Consider the following 21376-nt stretch of genomic DNA (forward strand, 5'->3'; position numbering starts at 1 on the left):
TTCCGCACGATCTCTTCCGCGGAATGCCGTTTCCGTCCAGCCATGGTTCTCAGTGTCCCCTTCCGGCCCCTCACCGGGGCCAACGGGACTCTAGTTCGAGGTGGTCTCATTCACCGGGGACAGGCCAGACTCGTGCACATCACAACAACACCCAACGGGCGGTGGCTCCGCGCTGCAGGCGTGGCCATCGTGCTTACATTGTCGTCGGCGTGCAACCTTCCATTTTTTGGTGACCGCATCGATGTCCAACCGGAACCCCCGTCTGTAGCTGCCGCATTCCAACGCCTCTGCAGTGGACCGGGAACCCCGCGTGTGGCCGATCCCATCGCGGAGTCAGGAATTCCAGTAGAAAACTGGGACCGCTGGTACAGCTTTCCACCCGAAACCTCACAAGAGGAACTCAATTCCGCGCTGGGTACACGCGGTGCAGACTGGTATGGGTTGACCTCTGACCCACATATACGACTGGAAGTATTCACACGCGGCGGCAAGGTGATCTACGCACACTTGAACTTGATGGATTTCGACCCAACGATATACAGGGCGCAGTATGCCACTCCCGACTCGCTGGTGACGTCACGGATGGTAAAGGGCGGGCTTCTTGGTCAAGAGGATCTCTGCGATACGGAAATCCAAGGCATAGGCTAAAAGCGCCCGCAGGAGACGAGGTTTCACACCGGCCACCATGCTGGCGCTCGGGCGAGATCTCCTAGAGCCCTCGACCCCACTGGGCGGGACCAACGTGCTCGAACCGGCGCAGCGCTTGAACCGAACGAGACGAACTCTACTGCCCCGCTGAGTTACAGCAGTCACCCCCGTCATACGACTCGCTGTTGGAAAGTGCGGCGGTATTCCGCTGGAGTAACGCCGATTACGTCCGCGAAGTGGCGGCGGAGGGTGGTGGCGGTGCCGAGGCCGGACATTCGGCTGATCCGCTCGATGCCGTAATCGGTGGATTCCAGCAGGGATTGGGCGTGGGCGAGGCGTTGGCCGAGGAGCCATTGCATCGGGGTCGCGCCGGTGGAGCGTTGCAGGCGGCGGTGGAAGGTGCGCTGGCTCATGTTCGCCTTCGCGGCGAGGGTTTCGACGGTCAGGGGTTCGTCGAGGTGGGCGATGGCCCATTGCAGCACGGGGCCGAGGTCGTCTTCGGCGCGGGCGGGCACGGTCAGGTCGACGAATTGCGCTTGCCCGCCGGAGCGGTGCGGCGGGATCACCATGCGGCGCGCCAACCGGTTCGCGACGGCGGCGCCGAGATCGCGGCGGACCAGGTGCAGGCAAAGGTCGAGGGCGGCGGTCATGCCCGCGCTGGTGAGGATGTCCTCGTCGTCGACGTACAGCACCGAGTCGTCCACCTCGATGCCCGGATAGCGCTTAGCCAGCAGCGGCGCGTGCTCCCAATGCGCGGTGACCCGGCGGCCGTTCAGTATTCCGGCTGCGGCAAGGGCGAAGGTTCCATCGCACAGGGCGACCATGCGGGCTCCGCGACGATGGGCTTCGAGCAGGGCGTCCAAGAGTTCGCCGGGCAATTCGCGTTCGGCGGTGACGCAGTCCTGCGCGACGGACGGGACGATCACCGTGTCGGCCTCCAGCAGTTCGGCCAGCCCGTATTGCGGGCGGAGGGACGCTCCGAAGCCCATCGGTTGCGTCTGCGGCTCGGAGGTCACCGAGCACACCCGCAGGTCGTACCAGGGATCGGCCAGATCAGGCTGCGGTGTGCCGAAGATCGAAACCACCACGCCCAGCTCGTAGAGATCCCAAGGATGCAGGGCGCCAGGAGCGATTGCCATTGCGACGGTTCGACCGGCCATAGTCCGAGTATGGCAGGAAACGTTCGATTGTGGTCAGTCCTGCCACTCACCGTTACCCGGTTCCGCCACCGAAACTGATCTGCGGGCGCCCCCCTGAACTTCACGCATCGACGGAGGAATTCATGAACGACAACCGGACACCGGTGACCGTGCTCGGCTTGGGGCGCATCGGCGCGGCGATCGCCGAGATCTTCCTGCGCAACGGCCACCCGACCACCGCGTGGAACCGGTCCGCGGACAAAGGCATCGGACTCGAAGAACTCGGCGCGACGCGAGCGGCGTCGCCCGCGGAGGCGATCGCGGCGGGAAGGCTCGTCGTGGTGGCGTTGGCCGACACCGAAGCGGCAGCCGCCCTGCTCGAGCCGGTACCCGGTGGACTGGACGGCCGCACTGTCTTGAATGTCGCGACCGGCCGTCCGGACGAGGCGCGCGAGCTGGTCGCCGCGATCGAGGCACGGGACGGCCATTTCCTGGACGGCGCGATCCTGGGCGTCCCGCAGACTCTCGGCACACCCGACACGCTACTGATGTACAGCGGCTCCCCTACCGCGCAGGCCGAGCACGCCGCCACCATCGCCGAACTCGGGAACGCGAAGTATCTCGGCGTGGACGCGGGCCTGGCGGGATTGCACGACATGGCGGTGCTCGCGGGCATGTACGGCATGTTCGCCGGGTTCTTCCAGGCCGTCGCGATGGTGGGCAGCGAGAATTTCACCGCGGGCGAGTTCACCGACGGCTTCCTCGTGCCATGGTTCCGCTCGCTGCTGGACATGCTGCCGGTGCTCGCCGCGGAGATCGACTCACGCGAGTTCCCGGTCAACTTCTCCGACCTGGCGGTGAACCGTGCGGGCTTGGCCAACATCCTGACCGCAAGCCGCAAGCAGGGCGTCGCGACCGATCTGCTCGATCCCCTGCTGCGGCTGCTCGAGGCCGAGGTCGAACGCGGCAACGGAACGGCCAGCTTCACTCGTGCCGTCGCAGGGCTGCTCGACCAGGCGGCAGTCCCCGCGAGCTGATCGGCGAGGACCAGGCGGCCGGCATCCTTCGGCCTGCGGCGCGCCTCAAGGCCGCGCTGGAGCCGGGCGGGCAGGGCGAGCTGCAGCGGGCTGTCCGCGGCCTGGGCGACCGCGCCGAAGTCGGCGCGAAACAGAGCGGCAAGCACACCTGCGCCACGTGGTCTGCTCAGCGAGCCGAAGCCGGTGCGAACTGATCGCGGAAACAGTCCGGGCACCCGTTCCACCAGAAGGTGGGGCGGGTGCCCGATTGTGTCAGCCCGGCGCTGGGAGACACCCCAGCGCCGGAGTCGGCCGAACAGCTAGCTCGGCCCGGCAGCTCGGCGCCGCGACGGATCGGCGCCGGGTCGGCTCAGCGCAACGCGCGAGCCAGGTTGGCGTCCAGCGCGCCGAGGAACTCCTCGGTGGTCAGGTAGCCCTGGTCCCCGCCGACGAGCAGGGCGAGGTCCTTGGTCATCTGGCCGCCCTCGACGGTCTTGATGACTACGTCCTCCAAGGTCTGCGCGAAGCCGATGACCTCAGGGGTGTTGTCCAGCTTGCCGCGGTGCTCGAGGCCACGGGTCCAGGCGAAGATCGACGCGATCGGGTTGGTCGAGGTCGGCTTGCCCTGCTGGTGCTGGCGGTAGTGCCGGGTGACCGTGCCGTGCGCGGCCTCCGCCTCACAGGTCTGGCCGTCCGGGGTGAGCAGCACCGAGGTCATCAGGCCGAGCGAACCGAAGCCCTGGGCCACGGTGTCGGACTGTACGTCGCCGTCGTAGTTCTTGCAGGCCCAGACGTAGCCGCCCTCCCACTTCATGGAGGAGGCGACCATGTCGTCGATGAGGCGGTGCTCGTAGGTCAGGCCCGCGGCGTCGAACTGGCTCTTGAACTCGGCGTCGAAGATGTCCTGGAAGGTGTCCTTGAACATGCCGTCGTAGGCCTTCAGGATGGTGTTCTTCGTCGACATGTACACCGGGTAGTTCTGCTGCAGGCCGTAGTTGAACGACGCCCGCGCGAAATCCTCGATGGACTTGCGGAAGTTGTACATGCCCATGACCACGCCGCCGTCCTCGGGCATCTTCACGACCTCGTGCACGATCGGCTCGCTGCCGTCGTCCGGGGTGAAGGTGAGGGTGACGGTGCCGCCCTGGAACACCTTGAAGTCGGTGGCGCGGTACTGGTCGCCGAAGGCGTGACGGCCGATGATGATCGGCTTGGTCCAGCCGGGCACCAGGCGCGGGACGTTCGAGATGATGATCGGCGCACGGAAGATGGTGCCACCCAGGATGTTACGGATGGTGCCGTTGGGCGAGCGCCACATCTTCTTCAGGCCGAATTCCTTGACCCGCGCCTCGTCCGGCGTGATGGTGGCGCACTTCACGCCGACGCCGTGCTGCTTGATGGCGTTCGCGGCGTCGATGGTGACCTGGTCGTCTGTCTTGTCCCGGTACTCGATGCCGAGGTCGTAGTACTCCAGGTTCACATCGAGATAGGGGTGGATCAGCTTGTCCTTGATGAACTGCCAGATGATCCGGGTCATCTCGTCGCCGTCGAGTTCTACGACGGTGCCTTCAACCTTGATCTTGGACATGGATCTTCGTGTCCTCCTAGGATGGTGCCCTCATTGCACGGCCAGGCGAACACGCTTGTGAGCGGACCCCAGCTGTTCCAACAGACAACGTATACGGTCCCGCGTTGTCCGCGAGACTTGTGGTGCAAACAAGACAAGCGTACTGCTGCCGAAGTCCTCACCGCATGGGCAGCCCCCGGAGTGAGGCGCACCACGTCAGTTACCGATCGGTAGATCGGCGGCGCCTCCGCTGAGCGGCGAGCGCCCACGGAACCGCCGTGGCCAATGATCCGCCTTCCGTTCCGGCGCGGCAACCGGCCGCCCCCGGAAACGACGAGGTCCGCGCACAGCCGAAGCCGTGCACGGACCCCTCTTGCCAGGATCAGACCGCGACCGGAATCCGGGCGCCGTCCTCGGAGCCTTCGATCAGATTCTCCGGCCGGTCCCGGATCATCAGCGCGATGATCGGAATGGCCGCGAGGAAGAACCCGGCGCCGACATAGAAGGCCACGTCGTAGCTGTGGATCGCGGCGCGGGCGGCCAGGTTGTCGATGGTCGGATTGTCCTGCGCGAAGGTCTTGGCGACCTGCACCGAGATGGTGGTCAGCAGCGCCGTGCCGACCGCGCCGCCGACCTGCTGCGCCGCGTTCAGCAGCGCCGAGGCCACGCCCGAGTCCTCTTCCTCGACCTGGTGCAGCGCGACGGTCTGCATGCCGACGAACAGCGGGCCCATGCCGAGCGCGATGAGCACCTCAGCGGGCAGCACGCCGGCGACGAAGCTGTCGCCCAAGCTCAGCTGCGCCAGCAGAAGCAGGCCGATGACGCCGAGCACCGCACCGGCCACCATCAGCGGACGCGGGCCGACCTTCGGCAGCAGAGCGCTGGTGACGCCCGCGGAGATCGCGATACCCGCCGGGAAGGGCAGGAACGCGAAGCCCGCCTTCAGGGCGGAGTAGCCCAGCGTGATCTGGAAGTAGTAGCTCAGGAACAGGAACATCGCGAACATGGCGATCGGGATGAGCAGCGCGGCCAGGAACGCGCCACCGCGGTTGATCTCACCGGGAATGTGCAGCGGTAGCAGCGGGTTCGACGAACGCCGTTCGATCGCTACGAAGGCGACGAGCAGGACCAGGCCCGCGATCAGCAGCGCCAGGGTGCTGGCGGCGAGCCAGCCGTCGTCTGCGGCGCGGCTGAATCCGTACACGATGGCGATCAGGCCGAGCGTCACCGTGACGGCACCGGGCACGTCATAACCTCCGGTGCGCGGCGCCGGCACGTCCTTCACCACCCAGGCCAGTGCGCCGACCAGCGCGAGCAACGCGATGGGCGTGTTGACCAGCAGGCACCAGCGCCACGACGCGTACTCGGTGAGCGCGCCGCCCGCGATCAGGCCCAGCGCGGCGCCGCCCGCGGAAATGCCCGCGAACACGCCGAAGGCGGTGGCCCGCTCACCCGGCTCGGTGAAGGTCACCGACAGCAGGGAGAGCGCGGCGGGCGCGAGCAGCGCGGCGAACGCGCCCTGCAACGCGCGCCCGGCGAACAGTTCCGCGCCGTTCTGGGCGAGACCGGCCAGGGCCGAGGCTCCGGCGAAGCCGATCAGGCCGATGATGAAGATCCGGCGTCGCCCGAGATAGTCGGCCAGCCGGCCGCCCAGCAGCAGGAGGCCGCCGAAGATCAGCGTGTAGGCCGTGAGCATCCATTGCCGGTTGCCGTCGCTGATGTCGAGATCGCGCTGCGCGAACGGCAGCGAAATGGTCACGATGGTGGCGTCCAGTACCACCATGAGCTGGGCCGCCGCGATCACCGCCAGCGCAAGCCAGCGCGCTGAACCGGCCTTTCTCGCTGACGCGTCCACCGCCGTCGCAGTTTCCGTCACTGTCATCTCCTCGGTCGTCGATGTGCCGGACCATCGTGTCATCGAGCGACATTTGTCGTCAAGAGAAAAATGTCGCACTCAGACATTTGACGGTTCCGGACAAGAAGTCCACGAGTTGCGTTAGCATGATGAAATGCTCGAGTCATCGGCGCCGATGGGCGCGAGCGCAGCGGCGGGCAGCCCCCCAGCAACCCCAGGACTGCGCGAACGCAAGAAGCAGCAGACCAGGCTGCGCATCATCGAGGTCGCGCTCGATCTGTGCGACACGCAGGGCTTCGACGCGACCACGATCGAGCAGATCGCCAACGTCGCGGACGTCTCGCCGCGCACTATCAATCGCTATTTCGACAGCAAAGAAGCCATCATCCTGGGTCCCGTGCAGGACTTCGGGATCGCAGTCGCCGAGACGCTGCGCGATCTACCCCGCACCGGCAACGAACTGGCAGCGTTGCGCGAGGCCTTCCTGCAGGTGGTCGATCAGGCCGCCGAAGTGGGCGACACCAGCCCGATCTCGTTCCGGCGATACCAGCAGATGCGGCGAATCCTGCGCAGCAGCCCTTCGGTCAGCGCACGCAGCCTCGAGCACGCGGACGAGAAGAACACCGCCATCGCGGCCGTGCTCGCCGAGCGCCTCGGCACCGCGCCGGACGCCCGCGCCGTGCGACTCATCCTCGGAACCTGGCAACTGATCGGCACCGTCGGCATGGAGTGCACCGGCGAACTGTTCGACGATGCGGACGTCGCGACCGCGTCCCGGGCCGGACGCGAAGCGTTCACCGAGACCTTCGACGAGTTCATGCGCACCTGCTGTGTGCCACCGAACGGTGCTGACCAGTGAATTCGACGAGGGATTTCGACCGCTGACCGCGCGCCGGTTATGATGCCCGGCAGGTCATGAGCACCAGCGCCAAGCCCCGGCTCGCTGGTCGGCAACCCTCCAGCAGCGGTGGGGTGCTCCGGGTGATGACCTGGCTCCCGAGATCCGGGAGCAAGCGCGCATCAGGAGGTCGCCGGTATGTGCTGTTGGTCACACCGTTAACCCCTGCTGTACCGGCGAACACCTCGTTTGGAGCAAACCATGAGTGAATCGACCGCGTGCGTGGCCGAGAACGCACCGGCGCAGTGGTCCTTCGCGACCCCGCAGGTCCACGAGGGCTTCCAGGGCGGCACCGGCGCACCGATCGCGGGCCTGCCGTCCGCGCCCTGGCCCATGGGCGGGACGAAACCGGTGAGCACGACGTTCGCCGCCGGATCGGCCCGGTACGCCCGCGTGGCTACCATCGGCGATGTGCGTTCTCTCGTGATTCACCCCGCGTCGGCGACGCATCCTCAGCTCATGCCGGTGCAGCCGGCCTACGAAATTACTTCCCAACCGACCCGCCTCGCGGCGGGGCTCGAGGACATTCGCGCCGATCTGTGCGCCGGTTTCGCGGCGGCTGCGACGTGACCGTGGATACCGAATCGAGCGTCCGCCCGTCCACTGTCACCCTGCCGCCCCCGGACGGGGACCTCGGCATCATCCCCATCGGGGACCTCCGGCTGGAGAATGGCGCGGTCATTCCGGACGTGCGCCTCGCGGTGCAGCGCTGGGGTGAACTCTCCCCGGACCTGGACAACGTCGTGTTGGTCGAACATGCCCTCACCGGCGACTCGCATGTCGTCGGCAAGCCGGATGCCCTCCATACGCTGCCCGGCTGGTGGGACGGCATGGTGGGGCCGGGCGCGCCACTGGACACCGACGAATGGTGCGTGATCGCGACGAACGTGCTCGGCGGCTGCAAGGGCAGCACCGGGCCCTCCAGCTCGGCGCCGGACGGAAAACCTTGGGGCGCACGGTTTCCGGAGATCTCGATCCGCGATCAAGTGACCGCGGAAGCCGCGCTGCTCGACCTGCTCCGCATCGACCGGCTCGCCGCCGTTGTCGGCGGGTCGATGGGCGGCATGCGCGTGCTGGAGTGGATGGTGGGCGCGCCGGAGCGGGTCGCCGCCGCACTGGTGCTCGCGGTCGGCGCGCGCGCCACCGCCGACCAGATCGGCACTCAGACCACGCAGATCGCGGCGATCAAGGCCGACCCCGACTGGCAGGGCGGCGACTACCACGGCACCGGCCGCGCCCCGATGGCGGGCATGGCCATCGCCCGGCGCATCGCGCACCTGACCTACCGCACCGAGTTCGAGCTCGACCACCGGTTCGAGAACAAGCCGCAGGGCGACGAGGACCCGTGGAACGGCGGCCGCTACGCGGTGCAGAGCTACCTGGACCACCAGGCCGACAAGCTGTGCAAACGCTTCGATCCGGCCACCTACGTGCTGCTGACCGAGGCGATGAACCGCCACGACGTCGGCCGCGGCCGCGGCGGCATCGAGGCGGCGCTCGCGGCGACGCCGGTGCCGTGCGTGGTCGGCGGCGTCGACTCCGACCGCCTGTACCCGCTGCGGACCCAGCAGGAGCTCGCCGATCTGCTGCCCGGCTGCGACCGCCTGGAGGTCGTGAATTCCCGCGACGGGCACGACGGCTTCCTCACCGAGGCGGCGGCGGTGTCGAAGCTGCTGACCGAGACCATGCGCCTCGCCCGGGCGGGCGTGCGACGCGAACGGTGAACAGGCCGCTGCGGCAGAGCGTTTCGCGCTGACCGTAGTCACTGCTTCTGATGGGCGCTGCCGGAAGCAGTCCGTCCTCACCCCGCGCACGGCCAGAGCGAAGTCGCAGGCCCTCGGCCCGCGCACGGCCGGAGCGAAGGCACCGAGGTACGCAGAACGCGCACGGCCGGAGCGAAGGTACGGAGGTACGCAGAACGCGCACGGCCGGAGCGAAGGCGGAGGTACGCCTAGCCGAGATTGATGGTGGCCGCGAGGAAGACGATGCTCGAGCCGAACAGTGTCAGCGCGCCCACGTCGAAAGGCTTGCTGCGCACCGCGAGCAGACCGACCCGCGCGGTCGGCAGGCACAGCCGGAACGCCGCGGCCAGCAACGTGGCCCCACCGAAGAAGAAAGCCCCGCGCCGCCACCGATCCGACGCGACGAACACCACCGCCACCACGATCACCAGCGCGACGACCACCATCGGCAGATGGCAGCGCAAGAACTCCGCCCCCGAACTGCGGCGCCCACCTCGCTGCTCCACGGAAGGCGTGTCGGCATCGGTCACGCCCCGATTCTTGCAGACCCGCGCGGCACCAGGAGATCAGGCCGCTCGCACGCTCGTCGCCCGCAGGCGGCGGAGCCCCGCGCTGCCTTGATCTTCTCGCGACCCACCGGGCGGTCCGATTTTGTTTCCGGTTCGAAAGCTGTTGTGGTTCAGGTCTATTGCCTCCGCTGGAAATATGGTCGCGCCGGAGGTACTGACATCATCTCGACCATGATCAATCGACAGCTTTCGCTTCTCGCCGCCACCACCCTTCCGGCTGTGGCGATCGCGCTCGGCTCCGGCGCAACCGCTGCCGCGACACCTCCACTCTCGCCACCGGTGATCGAGGAGGTCTTCTCGGTTCCTGGAACCGTGTCGGCGAAGTTCCACAATCCGAACAGCGAGGGTGTGTGCTGGGTGTACAACGACGATACCGGGCAGATATTCGGTGGCAACAACCCCACGTCCTTCGCCGTCGCGGACGGCAAGATGGTCCAAACCTCGCTCGGCAATGGAAGCCTCCCCGCCGGACAGATGCGCGTGCGCGGCGCATGCGCCTGGGATCGCCCCAGCGGCGATCCCCGTGACGGCTACACGATGATGACGGACGTCATCGTCGTCGACGTGATCGGCAAGCCGAGCACGGGCAGCTTCGGCTGAGGATTCGCTGGTGGACCCGGCGGCTTAGCGGTAGCAGCACCTGATTGACTGACACCCGTGTTCCATCTGATGTTCCACGAGCCGTGCATTCCGCCGAATACCGGTAATGCGATCCGGTTGGCCGCGGGGACGGGGTGTCATCTGCATCTGATCGAGCCGCTGGGGTTCGATCTGTCCGAGCCGAAGTTGCGCAGGGCCGGGTTGGACTACCACGATCTGGCGTCGGTGACGGTGCACGCGAATCTGGCGGCGGCGTGGGAGGCGTTATGCCCGGAGCGGGTCTACGCGTTCACCACGCAGGCCACCACCCGGTTCACCGACGTGGCGTACCGCGAGAACGACGTGTTGCTGTTCGGAACCGAACCCACCGGCCTGCCGGAGGACGTACTGTCGGACCCGCACATCACCGACCGGCTGCGCATCCCGATGCTCCCCGGTCGCCGCTCGATGAACCTCTCCAACGCGGCGGCGGTCACGGTGTACGAGGCCTGGCGCCAACTCGGATTCCCCGGCGGGGTCTAGACCGCGAACCGTCCCTTCGTCGAGTAGGCCTCGGACGCTCACAGGGCTGTGCGAAGTTCCGAAATGCTGCGCAACCTTTCTGCCGCGGCCGTCGTGGTCCAGAAAGCTGGCTTCGAACTCGGATCCCCGGAGGCGGGGTGAGCCGTGGATCGCGCAACTTACCATAGCGGCATGCCCATTCCACGCGCTGAGCGGCCGGATCTCCCGGAGTACATGACCAGGGAGGAGTTGGAGCGACTCCCCGAGGAGATCGCGGAGCAGATCGAGTTGTGGAACGGGCGTGTGGTCTGGGTACGGCGCGGCCCTAGCGAACACCAGACCTTCACACGCCGCCTGACGAATTCGATAGAACGCTGTGCACGAAAGTCAATGTCGGACGAGCCGGAACACTGCTGGCGGGTCGACTTCGAAACCAGCGTATTCCTGGGTCGCACCGGCAAGTCGGACTTCCTGACACCGGACTTCCTGGTATTCCGCTGCCTCGAGTCCCCCTATCAGGATGTCCGCGCCGCCGATGTCCTGCTGGTCGGCGAGGTCCTGTCCCCGTCCAACACTCAGAGCGATATCGAGACGAAGAAGAGCCGCTACGCGAGCGCCGGAATTCCCTGGTACTGGGAGGTCAGGCTCGACCACGAGGAGAGCACCATCGCCATCGTTCGCGCGTACGCGCTCGAGACCGGGCACGCACAACTGCCGGATGGAGTTCATCCGCTCCGCGCGGCCAACTACCTCGTGGTCGGCGAATGGACCCACGACAACCCGAACGGCGTCGAGATCGACTTCCCCTTCCCCATCTACATTCCCTGGGCCGAACTGGAGTACTGATTCCCCGAGTTCGCCGCTTCAGATGTCGATTTCGAAGCGTTTGAAGCGCGAGGTGGCCCCGGCCGCGAGGCGGACGGCGGACTTGGGCACGCGATAGTGCTCGGCGAGGAGTTCGATGGCCGCCTTGTTGGCTTTGCCCTCGACGGCGGGGGCCCGCACGTACAGTTGCAGGCTGCCGTCGTCGAGGGTTTCCACCAGGGGACCTTTACGACTGTTCGGCTTGATCGTCGCCCTTACTACTGTCGGCACCCTGCTCTCCTGGGCTGGTTTCCGCACCTTCCGAAGGGGCGGCGCTGGTCGAGTCCGGTGCCGATTCTTCCCCACTCGGCGCTTTCTTCCCGCGCCGCACCAGCCGCACGACGGCCCACAGCAGGGCGGCCAGCACCGCGAGGAAGCCGAGCCACGGAATCGCCTTGCCGCTGAACACGACCGCGTCCCGCAACCAGTCCACCAGCGAGTTCCAGCCGGCGACGATGCCGTCCCAGAAGCTGTCGGCGTCGTCGTCGGACTTCTTCTCGTCGGTGGTGATGTCGATGGTCAGCGTGGACAAGGCCACCTGGTCGTCCAGCCGCCGCTTCTGCGCGGTGAGACTGTCCAGCTCGCCTTGGCGGCCGGCGAGCGCCTGCTCGGCGGCGAGCAGGTCGGAGGTGGTGGTGGCGCCCGCGATGAGCGCGCGCAGCCGGTCGACCGAAGCCTGCAATGCCTTGATCCTGGCGTCCAGGTCCTCCCACTGCATGGTGACGTCGTCGCGGTTGGTGCTGACCCGGGTGACCCGGCCGACGCCGCCGAGTCCCGCGATGAACGCGTCGGTCTTGTCGGCGGGCAGCCGGACGACGAGCGTCGCGCTCGGCTCGGAGTCGTCGGTGCCGGGCTGTTCGGTGCGGCTGTCGACCCGTCCGCCCGCCTCGCGCACCCGATCGACGATCGAGCCCGCCGCGGCGATCGGTGCGTCGGCGGTGATCTCGACACTGCCGGTGACGACTTCTTTGCGCAGGGTCATCGGTTCGCCGCCCGAGTTGTCCCGCTTCGGCGGCGCCTGCTCGCGGAACCCGGGAGGCACCACCGCAGGGGCGGGCCCGGTGGCTATCGAGGACGATCGGTCCAGGCCGGGCGCCGCTTCGTCGTCGTCACCGCAGCCGGCGAGCAAAGTCAACCCCAGCACGCCGACACACAGCACAGCAAGCTTCCTCATGCCTGGCACAGTAGCCGGTTAGGCCGCGGCTCAACGGAAGTCGCGCGACTTGGAGCCCATCCGCAGATCCAGGCGTTGCAAGTGTTCGGCGACGACGCTCACCGCGCCCTCGGCATTCTGCACCCGGCCCCGGATGAGCAGGGCCGTCGCGCCTTGGGCGAGGCGGCGGTAACGACTCCACAGCCCTACCGAGCAGACGATGTTCACCATGCCGGTTTCGTCCTCCAGGTTCAGGAACGTGACGCCCTCCGCGGTGGCGGGACGCTGCCGGTGCGTCACCGCGCCGCCCACCAGAACGCGCGAGCCGTCGGGCACGTCGAGCAGACCGGAAGCCGGGATGACGCCGAGGGCGTCCAGCCGCGGGCGCAGGAACTGGGTCGGATAGCTGCCTGGCGAGACACCCGTTGCCCACACGTCGGCGGCGGCCATTTCCAGGTCGCTCATCCCGGGCAGGGCGGGCGCGGTGGTGGCCGCGCCGGTCCCGGGCAGACGGTCCGGACGCTCGCCCGCGGCGGCGCCCGCTGCCCACAATGCTTCGCGGCGGGTGACGCCCAGACTGCCGAGCGCACCCGCGGTGGCGAGTGATTCCGCTTGGGCGACAGTGAGTTCCACCCGCCCGGTCAGATCGAGGAAAGAGGTGTAGGGTCGCTCGCCCCTGGCGGCGACGATGCGTTCGGCGAGGTCGTCGCCGATCTGGCGGACCGCGGCCAGACCGAGGCGCACCTCGGTGCCCTTCGCCTCCAGGGTGGGCTCGGCCCGGCTGGCGTTGACATCGGGACCGTGCACCGCGACGCCGTGCCTGCGCGCGTCGGCGACCAGCGACTGCGGGGAGTAGAAGCCCATCGGCTGGGCGCGCAGCAAGCCCGCCGAGAACGCGGCGGGATGGTGCAGCTTGAACCAGGCCGAGTAGAACACGATCGAAGCGAAACTCTGCGAATGACTTTCCGGGAAACCGAAATTCGCGAACGCGTAGAGCTTCTCGTAGATCCGGTCGGCGACCTCGCCGGTGATGCCGTGCCGCTCGCGCATGCCCCGGTAGAGCCGTTCCCTGAGCCGCTCCATGCGTTCCGGGGATCGTTTGGAACCCATCGCGCGGCGCAGCTGATCGGCCTCGACGGCGGTGAATCCGGCGACGTCGACGGCCACCTGCATGAGCTGCTCCTGGAACAGCGGCACACCGAGCGTGCGTTCCAGCGCGTTCTTCAGTGCTGGATGGTCGTAGACGACGTCCTCGGCCCCGTTGCGCCTGCGGATGTAGGGATGCACCGAGCCGCCCTGGATGGGACCTGGACGGATCAGCGCCACCTCGACCACGAGGTCATAGAAGCTGCGCGGTCTCAGCCGGGGCAGCGTGGCCATCTGCGCCCGTGACTCGACCTGGAAAACGCCCACCGAATCCGCGCGCGACAGCATCTGGTAGACCTCGGGCTCGGCCAGATCGAGTTCGTGCAACTGGACGGTCTCGCCTTTGTACTCGCGCACCAGGTCGATCATGTAGTGCAGCGCGGAGAGCATGCCCAGGCCGAGCAGGTCGAACTTCACCAGGTCGATGGCGGCGCAATCATCCTTGTCCCACTGCAAGACGCTGCGGCCGGGCATCCGCGCCCACTCCACCGGGCAGACGTCGGCGATCGGCCGGTCGCAGATCACCATGCCGCCGGAATGGATGCCGAGATGCCGCGGCAACCCCTCGATATCGGCGGCCAGCTCGAGCACTTCGGCGGGGATGTCGGTGTTCGTCTCGGCGCCGACGCCGGTCCAGCGGCTCACCTGCTTGCTCCACGCGTCCTGCTGACCCGGTGAAAACCCGAGCGCCCGTGCGGCATCGCGCACCGCGGACTTGCCGCGATAGGTGATCACGTTGGCCACCTGCGCGGCGTACTCGCGGCCGTACTTGCGGTAGACGTGCTGGATCGCCTCTTCGCGGCGGTCGGATTCGATGTCGACGTCGATATCCGGCGGGCCGTCGCGCTCCGGGGAGAGAAAACGCTCGAACAGCAACTGGTTGCGCACCGGGTCGACATTGGTGATGCCGATCGCGTAGCAGACCGCGGAGTTGGCCGCCGAACCGCGCCCCTGGCAGAGGATGCCGTTGTCCTTGCAGAAGCTGACGATGTCGTGCACCACCAGGAAGTAGCCGGGGAACCGCAAGGCATTGATCACCGCGAGTTCATGCTCGATCTGCTCATACGCCTGTGGGCTCTGCTGCGGATTTCCATAACGTTCCGCCGCGCCGGTCATGGTGAGTTCGCGCAGCCAGGACTGCTCGTCGTGGCCGGCGGGCACGTCGAACGGCGGCAGTTTCGGGGCGATCAGCTTCAGGTCGAAGGCGCATTCCCGAGCCAGCGCCGCCGCGTTCGCCACCGCCTGCGGACAGTCGGCGAACAATCGCGCCATCTCCGCCCCGGACCGCAGGTGCGCACCGCCGGCGGGGGCCAGCCAGCCGGCGATCTCGTCCAGGCTCTGCCTGGCCCGGATCGCCGCGAGCGCCATGGCGCGGCGGCGCTGGCTCGGCGCGGCGAAATGCGCGCCCGTGGTGGCGAGCACCGGTAGGCCCAGACGCTCGGCGAGGGCGATGAGGTGGGCGTTGCGCTCGTCGTCCTCGGGGATGCCGTGGTGGGTGAGTTCCACGCTCACCCGGTCGGCGCCGAAGCGGTCGGTCAACTCGCGCAGCGCGGCCTCCGCGTGCTCCAGACGGGTGCTGCCCATGCGCAAGTCGAGTTCGAGCGCTCGGCGGAGGTGTCCTTTTCGGCAGCCGGTCAGGATGTGCCAGTGCCCATCCGACGCGTCGGTGAGCGCGTCCAAGTCGTAGCGCAGGATGCCCTTCTCCCCCGCGGCGAGGTGCGCTGCGGCGATCTCCCGGGAGAGCCTGCGGTAGCCCTCCTGACCACGGGCCAGTACCAGCAAGTGCGGCCCGGCGGGGTCCGGCGCACCGGTGCGCGGCGCCGAATCGGGGGCGGCGGCGTGCCCGCGTTCCGTGCCGGGAACGCGCGGTTCGGCAGGCACACCGAGCGACAATTCGGCACCGAAGACCGTGGGCATCCCCCATTCCTTGGCGGCCTCGGCGAAGCGGACGGTGCCGTAGAAGCCGTCGTGGTCGGTGAGCGCGATCGCCTCCAGGCCGAGCCGCACCGCCTCCTCCACCAGCTCCTCCGGATGGCTCGCCCCGTCCAGGAAGCTGTAGGCCGAATGCGCGTGCAGCTCCGCGTACGGCACCGACGGTTCGTCGGCGCGCCGCACCGGCTCGGGCCGGTACTCCGCGCGCTTGCGCGACCACGCGGGGCTGTCGCCGCCGTCGCCCGGGTACACCGCGCCCGGCTTCGACCGTCCGGACAGCACCCGTTCCATCTCCGCCCAGCTCGGCGGACCGTTGCCCCAGCCCACGACCTCACCTCCTTTCCTCGAACATACATTCGAGCAATGGGGATGTACAGGCAGGTCAGAGACTTGGCAGACGTTCGATGGAACCCGCGGACAGAGCTTCTTCGATCCGGCGCAGACGCTCCCGGATGAGCGCGCCGTAGGCGTCGGAGGCGAGGACGTCGAGATGCCCGCGAGCGATGGCCAGCTGCATCCTGGCCACGTCGAACTCGCCGACCCGGCGATGACTGTCGGCCAGATTCAGATACAGCGACGGAAGGAAGCCGCGCAGACCTTCGTCGAGCGGCACGCCGGGCGCGAACACCGCGGCCAGCGCGCGCTGATCCCAGTACAGCGCCTCGGCGGCCTCCTCCTGGAGATCGGCGAGATGATGGGCGATCACGCAGCGGTGCAACGCCTCCGCGTGTTCACCTAGTTCGTTCCAGAGCTTTTCCAACGCCCGCCGCCCCGCCTCCGGGTCTACGCCACCGAGCCGCACCGCGGCGAACACCTCCGCCATCCGATCGTCCGACATGCCGCCGAGTATCGCACATATGTTCGAACGTTTCGAGCGTTGTTCGAACCGTTTCGCGCACTCGAATCCCTCGTGCGCGTTGGATTCCCGAGCAGGGCGATCGGACCGCACGCGCGGACCGAGCAGTCGATCTCGAACGTGACCGGGATCACTTGGCAGTTAACTTACTTCGGAGTAAGTTGATGTCGGTCCCGACCTGCAAAGGAGCAGTGATGACCGACGCAGAGACCGCCGACCTGCGCGCGCAGGTCCGGCACCGGCGCCGCGACCGCGATCTCACCGGACGGCATGTCCTCATCACTGGCGCGTCGTCCGGCATCGGACGTGCGGCGGCCATGGCCGTCGCGGGCAAGGGTGCGACGGTGTTCCTGCTCGCTCGCCGCGGCGACGAACTCGCCGCCGTGGTCGACGAGATCAAGGCCGCGGGCGGCTCGGCCTACGGATACGCCTGTGACGTGACCGATTCCGACTCCGTCGACCAGGTGGTCGAAACCGTGCTGGACGAGCACGGCCACGTCGACATGCTGGTGAACAACGCCGGACGCTCCATCCGCCGCGCCATCCATCGCTCCACCGACCGGCTGCACGACTTCGAACGCACCATGGCGGTCAACTACTTCGGCGCGCTGCGGTTGACGCTGGCCCTGCTGCCGCAGATGCGGGAACGCAAGTTCGGGCACATCGTCAACATCAGCAGCGCGGGCGTGCAGGTGGCCACGCCGCGGTTCTCGGCGTATCTGGCCAGCAAGGCGGCGCTGGACAAGTTCACCGAGGTGGCCGCGGTCGAAACGATGGCCGACGGTGTCACGTTCACCACCATCCACATGCCGCTGGTACGCACGCCGATGATCGCTCCGAGCGGCGACCAGGGGCCGGCCGAGTCTCCCGAGTGGGCGGCCGCCACCATCGTGCGCGCGCTGACCGAACGCCCCAAGCGCATCGACGTGCCGCTGGGCACCATCGCCGAATACGGCGCCCTGCTCACCCCGAAGCTCCGCGACCGCATCCTGCACCGCTACTACCGCGCCCTGCCCGATTCCCCCGCCGCCAAGGGCCAGCAGGAGGGGCCCGAGGAGCAGCAGGACGAGCCCGCCCCGCTCCCCGCACCGCGGGCCCAGTCGGCAGCTCGCCGCGTCACCGGCACCGCCTTGCGGCGTGCTGCCCGCTGGGTACCGGGCACGCACTGGTGACGTGGCGCCGCATGGTCAGGGAGTGAGCGGTCGGATGTCGTCCGCGATCAGGGCGGTCACCGCCTTGGGTGCGGCATTGCAGCTGGCCTGCCGGGGAGCAAGAGGCTGGATGCGGACGGTGACGCGCCAGCGACGGCCGTCGCGATGGGTGACGATCGCGGCGCCCGCGATGGCCGCTCCGGCGGAGGCGGGCTCGGAATCGACGGTCAGATCGTCCGCGCGAGCGGAAATCCGTTCGCGCACGGCGATTTCAGCGACCTGCTCGACCGGCCGGTAGCAGCTGCGGCCGCGCAAGCCGGTCATCGCGACCGCACCACGGCGGGCCGTCTCGACCACCTCCGCGGCCGACTCGGCGTCGAGACGACCGTAGGTAAGACCGTGGGGCAAGAGCACCAACGCGGGCGCGAACCGATGTCCGCCGGTGTGCGAACACTCCCAGACCTGGCCCGGATATCTCGTACCCAGGTCCGCGGCGATGGGACGGCCCAGGAGTGCGCAGCACTGGTCGCGCTTGCCGTGTGCGCACACCAGGACGATCGGATCGTGCACAGGCACACCGATTCCCGGCGGCGGACCGTTCAGCAGCTGTAGGTCGAGGTCGAGCAGCTGGGTCAGGTCGGTGATCTCGAGACGCTCACACCATGGCTCCACCCAGCCCGAGCCGGCCAGCAGAACCGTTCGGGCACCGGTGAATTCGCTGCGACCCGGGCGGCGGATCAACGTCGGCCGCACGTGCGCCGCCGCGGTGCGAGCCGCCAGCTCGGCGGTGATCTCCGGGCCGAGCACTTCGTCCCCGAGCACGTCCCGGCCCCAGGCGCCAGGATGCTCGACACACAGCCATCCGGTGACGTGGGTCGCGGTACCCGGCAGCGGAACATCGACCGCCGCTGCGGCCGAACAGAGCATGCCCTCGAAGCCACTCATCGGCATCCGGCATGACGTGCGGATTTCCGACGCGGCGCGCCCGGGATGGTTACGTCCGCACTTTTCCACACGAATCCGCGGCTGAGGAGGGAGTCGACCCTCAGCCGGGCACGGAAGGGATGTTCGCCGGGAAACAGCGGACGGTCGTACGCGGACATTCCCTCACTCTAGGATCCGGACGCCGCGCATCCCGGGGTCGGGTGGACGCTCAGCCCGCCAGGAACGGCCGAACGGCCGCCGCGAACTCCCGGTAACGATCACGGTGGATGCTGTGGCCGCAGGTGAACGTGGCCACCGTGCAGTCAGCGATGCTCCCCCGCATGACCTCCAGCTTCGCCGGATCGACCATGCCGCCGGGACCTCCGCACAGCACCAGCGTGGGCGCGGTGATATCGGGGAGCCGGTCCCACCACTCCGGGTTCGGCTTGCGGAACTGTTCCAGCGCGGTCTTCGTCATGGAGCGGTCGAACGCGAGCACCGCGCGCGGGTGCCGGACCAGACTGGAGGTGGCGTGCCACAGCTCGGGCACGGTGGGAAAGCGCCGGGTCAGGCGCAGTTCCTCGGCGCCGGACTGCAACGGAAGCGGGCATTCCTCGATGACCAGCCTGCGCGCCAGCTCCGGCCGCTCCTGCGCGACGTACGACACCGCGTAGCCGCCGAGCGAATGCCCGACCAGATCCACCGCGGGCAGTTCCAATTCGTCGCAGAGTCGCAGCACGTCGGCGCCGAAGTCGTCGAACCGGTAGGAATCGGTATGCGAGCTACGGCCGTGACCACGGAGATCGGGCATGATCACGCGGCGCCCGGATTGCACCAGAACACGGGCGAACCGGTCCCAGGTGTGTCCGTCGCCGCCCATGCCGTGCACCAGCATCACGGGAATGTCGCTCACCGCGCCGATGCCCGAATCCCGATAGGCGATCCGCACGTCTCCGAATGCCACTTGGCCTACCGTCAGATCCACGACCAACGAGAATACTGGTCGTCATGCAGCGACCCCTCCGGTGTTGCGTGGATCACTCGAAGTGACTGCGGTGCAGTGCTGGCCGAGGCGCGCGTTTCGGATATCGCGAAGTCGTACGCCATCTGTTCGAAGCGCCACGTAAATGCCTGGCGCGGCGGGCGAACTCGGGAGAATACTCGCCGCATGCCCTCCTTCGCCGATTTCGACCGTCGTAACTATCGCACCGTCGACGTGGCCACCGGGTACGACGGATGGGCGCCGACCTACGAGCAGACGGTGCTCGACGAAATGGATCTCGCGCTGCTGGGCCGACTGCGGCTGGACTTCGGCGCCGTGCGCCGCGCGGCCGATCTGGGCTGCGGCTCCGGTCGAACCGGAAACTGGCTGCGGGAACGTGGGATCGCGCATATCGACGGGGTCGATGTGAGCCAGGGAATGCTGGCATTGGCCGCCGAACGCGGAGCGCACACCACGCTGACCCACGCGGACGTGCGGGCCACCGGACTGCCGGACGGCGCCTACGACCTGGTGATCGCCTCGTTGATCGATGAGCACCTGCCGGAATTGGCGCCGTTCTACGCCGAAGCGTGGCGCCTCGCGGCACCTGGCGCGCGATTCGTATCGGTGAGCTACCACCCGCAATTCATCATGGTGTCCGGAATGCCGACGCACTACACCGGCGTCTCCGGTGAGCCGGTGGCGATCGACACGCACCTGCACCTGATCAGCGACCATCTGTCGGCGGGGCTGGCCGCGGGCTGGGTCCTGAGCGAGATCGCCGAAGCGCTGATCGATGACGCGTGGCTGGCCCACAAGCCGAAATGGGCTGCTCTGCGCGGACATCCGTTCACCATGGCGACGGTCTGGTCGCGCCCGGCGGGAGCTTGACCTGGAGTGCACTCCAGCACTTAGTGTGCGCTGGTACGGGTTGTCCAGTGCAAGGGAATGGCTTCATGGAACTCGGTTTTCACCTACCCGTGTTCGACATCGACGGCGGGACCACCGCCATCGCCGGTGAGCTGGCCAGAGTAGGCGCGGCGGCGGAGGAGTCCGGCGCCACCTGGTTGTCGTTCATGGACCACTACTTCCAGATCGAACAGACAGGCCTGCCAGCCGAGGCGAACATGCTCGAGGGCTACACCACGCTCGGCTACTTGGCCGCGCACACTTCCCGCATCGATCTCGGCCTGCTCGTCACCGGGGTGACCTACCGGCACCCGGGCCTGCTCGCCAAGATCGTCACCACACTCGACGTCCTGTCGGGCGGCCGGGCGGTGCTCGGCATCGGCGCCGCGTGGTTCGAACGGGAGCACCGCGGACTCGGCGTGCCGTTCCCACCGGTGGCCGAGCGGTTCGAGCGGCTGGAGGAGGTGCTGCGCATCTGCAGGCAGATGTGGGACCCGCACGACAACGGAGCGTTCGACGGCAGTTACTACCAGCTGGCCGAGACGCTCTGCTCGCCGCAGCCGATCAATCGGCCCAAGGTGCTCATCGGCGGGGGCGGGGAGCGCAAAACGCTGCGGCTGGTCGCGCAATACGGCGACGCCTGCAACCTGTTCGGTACCGCACCCGCGGATGTCGAGCACAAGCTCGACGTCTTGCGACGGCATTGCGACGACGTGGGCCGGGACTACGACCAGATCCGCAAGACGATCATCGCGAACAACCCGCGGCCGAACCCGGACACCCGCGACGAGTTCGTCCGGCAGATGGCGGATTACGCCAAGCTCGGCGTGCACACCGTCATCGTCATCCCGACCACCGGCTCGCCGGCTGCTTGGATCGACGGCATGGCGCCGGCCGTCCCCCAGCTAGCCGAGCTCGGCTAGG

At 67.9% G+C, this 21376-nt stretch carries 21 protein-coding genes and 1 riboswitch; of the genes, 11 read left to right on the plus strand and 10 right to left on the minus strand.

Annotated features, from left to right (window positions below; all coding sequences use genetic code 11):
- The first annotated feature begins 312 nt into the window (after positions 1–312).
- Positions 313–648, plus strand: a complete 336-nt coding sequence (locus tag IU459_RS08190) for a hypothetical protein (protein WP_195128888.1) — start codon at positions 313–315, stop codon at positions 646–648.
- 170 nt (positions 649–818) lie between these two features.
- Here the strand turns inward: IU459_RS08190 and IU459_RS08195 are convergent, their stop codons facing one another.
- Positions 819–1808, minus strand: a complete 990-nt coding sequence (locus IU459_RS08195) for a GlxA family transcriptional regulator (RefSeq protein ID WP_195128889.1) — start codon at positions 1806–1808, stop codon at positions 819–821.
- A 122-nt stretch (positions 1809–1930) separates the two neighbouring features.
- On the opposite strand from IU459_RS08195, the gene IU459_RS08200 reads away from it, so the two are divergent.
- Positions 1931–2824, plus strand: coding sequence for an NAD(P)-binding domain-containing protein (locus IU459_RS08200; RefSeq protein WP_195128890.1), 894 nt, complete (start codon positions 1931–1933; stop codon positions 2822–2824).
- A 349-nt stretch (positions 2825–3173) separates the two neighbouring features.
- Here the strand turns inward: IU459_RS08200 and IU459_RS08205 are convergent, their stop codons facing one another.
- Positions 3174–4391, minus strand: a complete 1218-nt coding sequence (locus IU459_RS08205) for an NADP-dependent isocitrate dehydrogenase (protein ID WP_195128891.1) — start codon at positions 4389–4391, stop codon at positions 3174–3176.
- Positions 4392–4752: 361 nt separating this feature from the next.
- Positions 4753–6252: an MFS transporter gene (locus tag IU459_RS08210; protein ID WP_195128892.1), complete on the minus strand. Its 1500-nt coding sequence runs from the start codon at positions 6250–6252 to the stop codon at positions 4753–4755.
- A gap of 127 nt (positions 6253–6379) precedes the next feature.
- Between IU459_RS08210 and IU459_RS08215 the strand changes: the two genes are divergently transcribed.
- The 3 genes from IU459_RS08215 to metX all read left to right on the plus strand — a co-directional run bounded on the left by IU459_RS08215 (position 6380) and on the right by metX (position 8847).
- Positions 6380–7084, plus strand: coding sequence for a TetR family transcriptional regulator (locus IU459_RS08215; protein ID WP_195128893.1), 705 nt, complete (start codon positions 6380–6382; stop codon positions 7082–7084).
- A gap of 52 nt (positions 7085–7136) precedes the next feature.
- A riboswitch (SAM riboswitch) is annotated at positions 7137–7247 on the plus strand.
- A gap of 77 nt (positions 7248–7324) precedes the next feature.
- Positions 7325–7693, plus strand: coding sequence for a PLP-dependent transferase (locus IU459_RS39625; protein WP_195128894.1), 369 nt, complete (start codon positions 7325–7327; stop codon positions 7691–7693).
- The gene (gene metX / locus IU459_RS08225) at positions 7690–8847 is read left to right on the plus strand and encodes a homoserine O-acetyltransferase MetX (RefSeq protein ID WP_195128895.1); all 1158 of its coding nucleotides are present in this window, start codon (positions 7690–7692) and stop codon (positions 8845–8847) included. Before IU459_RS39625 ends, metX begins: the two co-directional genes overlap by 4 nt.
- Positions 8848–9074: 227 nt before the next feature.
- Here metX and IU459_RS08230 read toward each other — a convergent pair whose 3' ends face one another.
- The gene (locus IU459_RS08230; RefSeq protein ID WP_195129084.1) at positions 9075–9311 is read right to left on the minus strand and encodes a DUF3017 domain-containing protein; all 237 of its coding nucleotides are present in this window, start codon (positions 9309–9311) and stop codon (positions 9075–9077) included.
- Positions 9312–9482: 171 nt separating this feature from the next.
- Between IU459_RS08230 and IU459_RS08235 the strand changes: the two genes are divergently transcribed.
- The 3 genes from IU459_RS08235 to IU459_RS08245 all read left to right on the plus strand — a co-directional run bounded on the left by IU459_RS08235 (position 9483) and on the right by IU459_RS08245 (position 11381).
- Complete coding sequence (locus tag IU459_RS08235; RefSeq protein ID WP_195128896.1) at positions 9483–10034, plus strand: hypothetical protein; 552 nt, start codon at positions 9483–9485, stop codon at positions 10032–10034.
- A gap of 57 nt (positions 10035–10091) precedes the next feature.
- A complete protein-coding gene (locus tag IU459_RS08240) occupies positions 10092–10556 on the plus strand; it encodes a tRNA (cytidine(34)-2'-O)-methyltransferase (protein WP_195128897.1) in 465 nt (154 codons plus the stop codon).
- A 171-nt stretch (positions 10557–10727) separates the two neighbouring features.
- Positions 10728–11381, plus strand: coding sequence for a Uma2 family endonuclease (locus tag IU459_RS08245; protein ID WP_228837607.1), 654 nt, complete (start codon positions 10728–10730; stop codon positions 11379–11381).
- Positions 11382–11399: 18 nt separating this feature from the next.
- Here IU459_RS08245 and IU459_RS08250 read toward each other — a convergent pair whose 3' ends face one another.
- Genes IU459_RS08250 through IU459_RS08265 form a run of 4 tightly spaced genes read right to left on the minus strand, consistent with a single transcriptional unit; the run spans position 11400 to position 16468 of the window.
- Positions 11400–11630: a DUF167 domain-containing protein gene (locus IU459_RS08250; protein ID WP_195128898.1), complete on the minus strand. Its 231-nt coding sequence runs from the start codon at positions 11628–11630 to the stop codon at positions 11400–11402.
- On the minus strand, positions 11587–12573 hold the full coding sequence (locus IU459_RS08255) for a DUF4349 domain-containing protein (RefSeq protein WP_195128899.1): 987 nt from the start codon (positions 12571–12573) through the stop codon (positions 11587–11589). Before IU459_RS08255 ends, IU459_RS08250 begins: the two co-directional genes overlap by 44 nt.
- Before the next feature lie 30 nt (positions 12574–12603).
- The gene (locus IU459_RS08260; RefSeq protein WP_195128900.1) at positions 12604–15957 is read right to left on the minus strand and encodes an error-prone DNA polymerase; all 3354 of its coding nucleotides are present in this window, start codon (positions 15955–15957) and stop codon (positions 12604–12606) included.
- Positions 15958–16012: 55 nt separating this feature from the next.
- Complete coding sequence (locus tag IU459_RS08265) at positions 16013–16468, minus strand: hypothetical protein (protein WP_195128901.1); 456 nt, start codon at positions 16466–16468, stop codon at positions 16013–16015.
- Positions 16469–16680: 212 nt separating this feature from the next.
- Between IU459_RS08265 and IU459_RS08270 the strand changes: the two genes are divergently transcribed.
- Complete coding sequence (locus tag IU459_RS08270; protein ID WP_195128902.1) at positions 16681–17658, plus strand: SDR family NAD(P)-dependent oxidoreductase; 978 nt, start codon at positions 16681–16683, stop codon at positions 17656–17658.
- Positions 17659–17673: 15 nt separating this feature from the next.
- Here IU459_RS08270 and IU459_RS08275 read toward each other — a convergent pair whose 3' ends face one another.
- On the minus strand, positions 17674–18582 hold the full coding sequence (locus IU459_RS08275) for a sucrase ferredoxin (RefSeq protein WP_228837608.1): 909 nt from the start codon (positions 18580–18582) through the stop codon (positions 17674–17676).
- 208 nt (positions 18583–18790) lie between these two features.
- On the minus strand, positions 18791–19546 hold the full coding sequence (locus IU459_RS08280; protein WP_324198796.1) for an alpha/beta fold hydrolase: 756 nt from the start codon (positions 19544–19546) through the stop codon (positions 18791–18793).
- 183 nt (positions 19547–19729) lie between these two features.
- On the opposite strand from IU459_RS08280, the gene IU459_RS08285 reads away from it, so the two are divergent.
- Both IU459_RS08285 and IU459_RS08290 read left to right on the plus strand, forming a co-directional pair.
- Positions 19730–20434, plus strand: coding sequence for a class I SAM-dependent DNA methyltransferase (locus IU459_RS08285; protein WP_195128903.1), 705 nt, complete (start codon positions 19730–19732; stop codon positions 20432–20434).
- A gap of 65 nt (positions 20435–20499) precedes the next feature.
- Positions 20500–21375: an LLM class F420-dependent oxidoreductase gene (locus IU459_RS08290; protein WP_195128904.1), complete on the plus strand. Its 876-nt coding sequence runs from the start codon at positions 20500–20502 to the stop codon at positions 21373–21375.
- The last annotated feature ends 1 nt before the right edge of the window (position 21376 follow it).

Source organism: Nocardia amamiensis, from assembly GCF_015477605.1.
In the GTDB taxonomy this organism is placed as follows: domain Bacteria; phylum Actinomycetota; class Actinomycetes; order Mycobacteriales; family Mycobacteriaceae; genus Nocardia; species Nocardia amamiensis_A.

Excerpts from the sequence above, each read along its gene's own strand:
- IU459_RS08205 (WP_195128891.1), bottom strand. The coding sequence starts at position 4,391 with ATGTCCAAGATCAAGGTTGAAGGCACCGTCGTAGAACTCGACGGCGAC.
- IU459_RS08270 (WP_195128902.1), top strand. The coding sequence starts at position 16,681 with ATGACCGACGCAGAGACCGCCGACCTGCGCGCGCAGGTCCGGCACCGG.
- IU459_RS08215 (WP_195128893.1), top strand. The coding sequence starts at position 6,380 with ATGCTCGAGTCATCGGCGCCGATGGGCGCGAGCGCAGCGGCGGGCAGC.
- IU459_RS08255 (WP_195128899.1), bottom strand. The coding sequence starts at position 12,573 with ATGAGGAAGCTTGCTGTGCTGTGTGTCGGCGTGCTGGGGTTGACTTTG.
- IU459_RS08285 (WP_195128903.1), top strand. The coding sequence starts at position 19,730 with ATGCCCTCCTTCGCCGATTTCGACCGTCGTAACTATCGCACCGTCGAC.
- IU459_RS39625 (WP_195128894.1), top strand. The coding sequence starts at position 7,325 with ATGAGTGAATCGACCGCGTGCGTGGCCGAGAACGCACCGGCGCAGTGG.
- IU459_RS08290 (WP_195128904.1), top strand. The coding sequence starts at position 20,500 with ATGGAACTCGGTTTTCACCTACCCGTGTTCGACATCGACGGCGGGACC.
- IU459_RS08200 (WP_195128890.1), top strand. The coding sequence starts at position 1,931 with ATGAACGACAACCGGACACCGGTGACCGTGCTCGGCTTGGGGCGCATC.
- IU459_RS08275 (WP_228837608.1), bottom strand. The coding sequence starts at position 18,582 with ATGAGTGGCTTCGAGGGCATGCTCTGTTCGGCCGCAGCGGCGGTCGAT.
- IU459_RS08195 (WP_195128889.1), bottom strand. The coding sequence starts at position 1,808 with ATGGCCGGTCGAACCGTCGCAATGGCAATCGCTCCTGGCGCCCTGCAT.
- IU459_RS08265 (WP_195128901.1), bottom strand. The coding sequence starts at position 16,468 with ATGTCGGACGATCGGATGGCGGAGGTGTTCGCCGCGGTGCGGCTCGGT.
- IU459_RS08230 (WP_195129084.1), bottom strand. The coding sequence starts at position 9,311 with ATGGTGGTCGTCGCGCTGGTGATCGTGGTGGCGGTGGTGTTCGTCGCG.
- IU459_RS08245 (WP_228837607.1), top strand. The coding sequence starts at position 10,728 with ATGCCCATTCCACGCGCTGAGCGGCCGGATCTCCCGGAGTACATGACC.
- IU459_RS08210 (WP_195128892.1), bottom strand. The coding sequence starts at position 6,252 with ATGACAGTGACGGAAACTGCGACGGCGGTGGACGCGTCAGCGAGAAAG.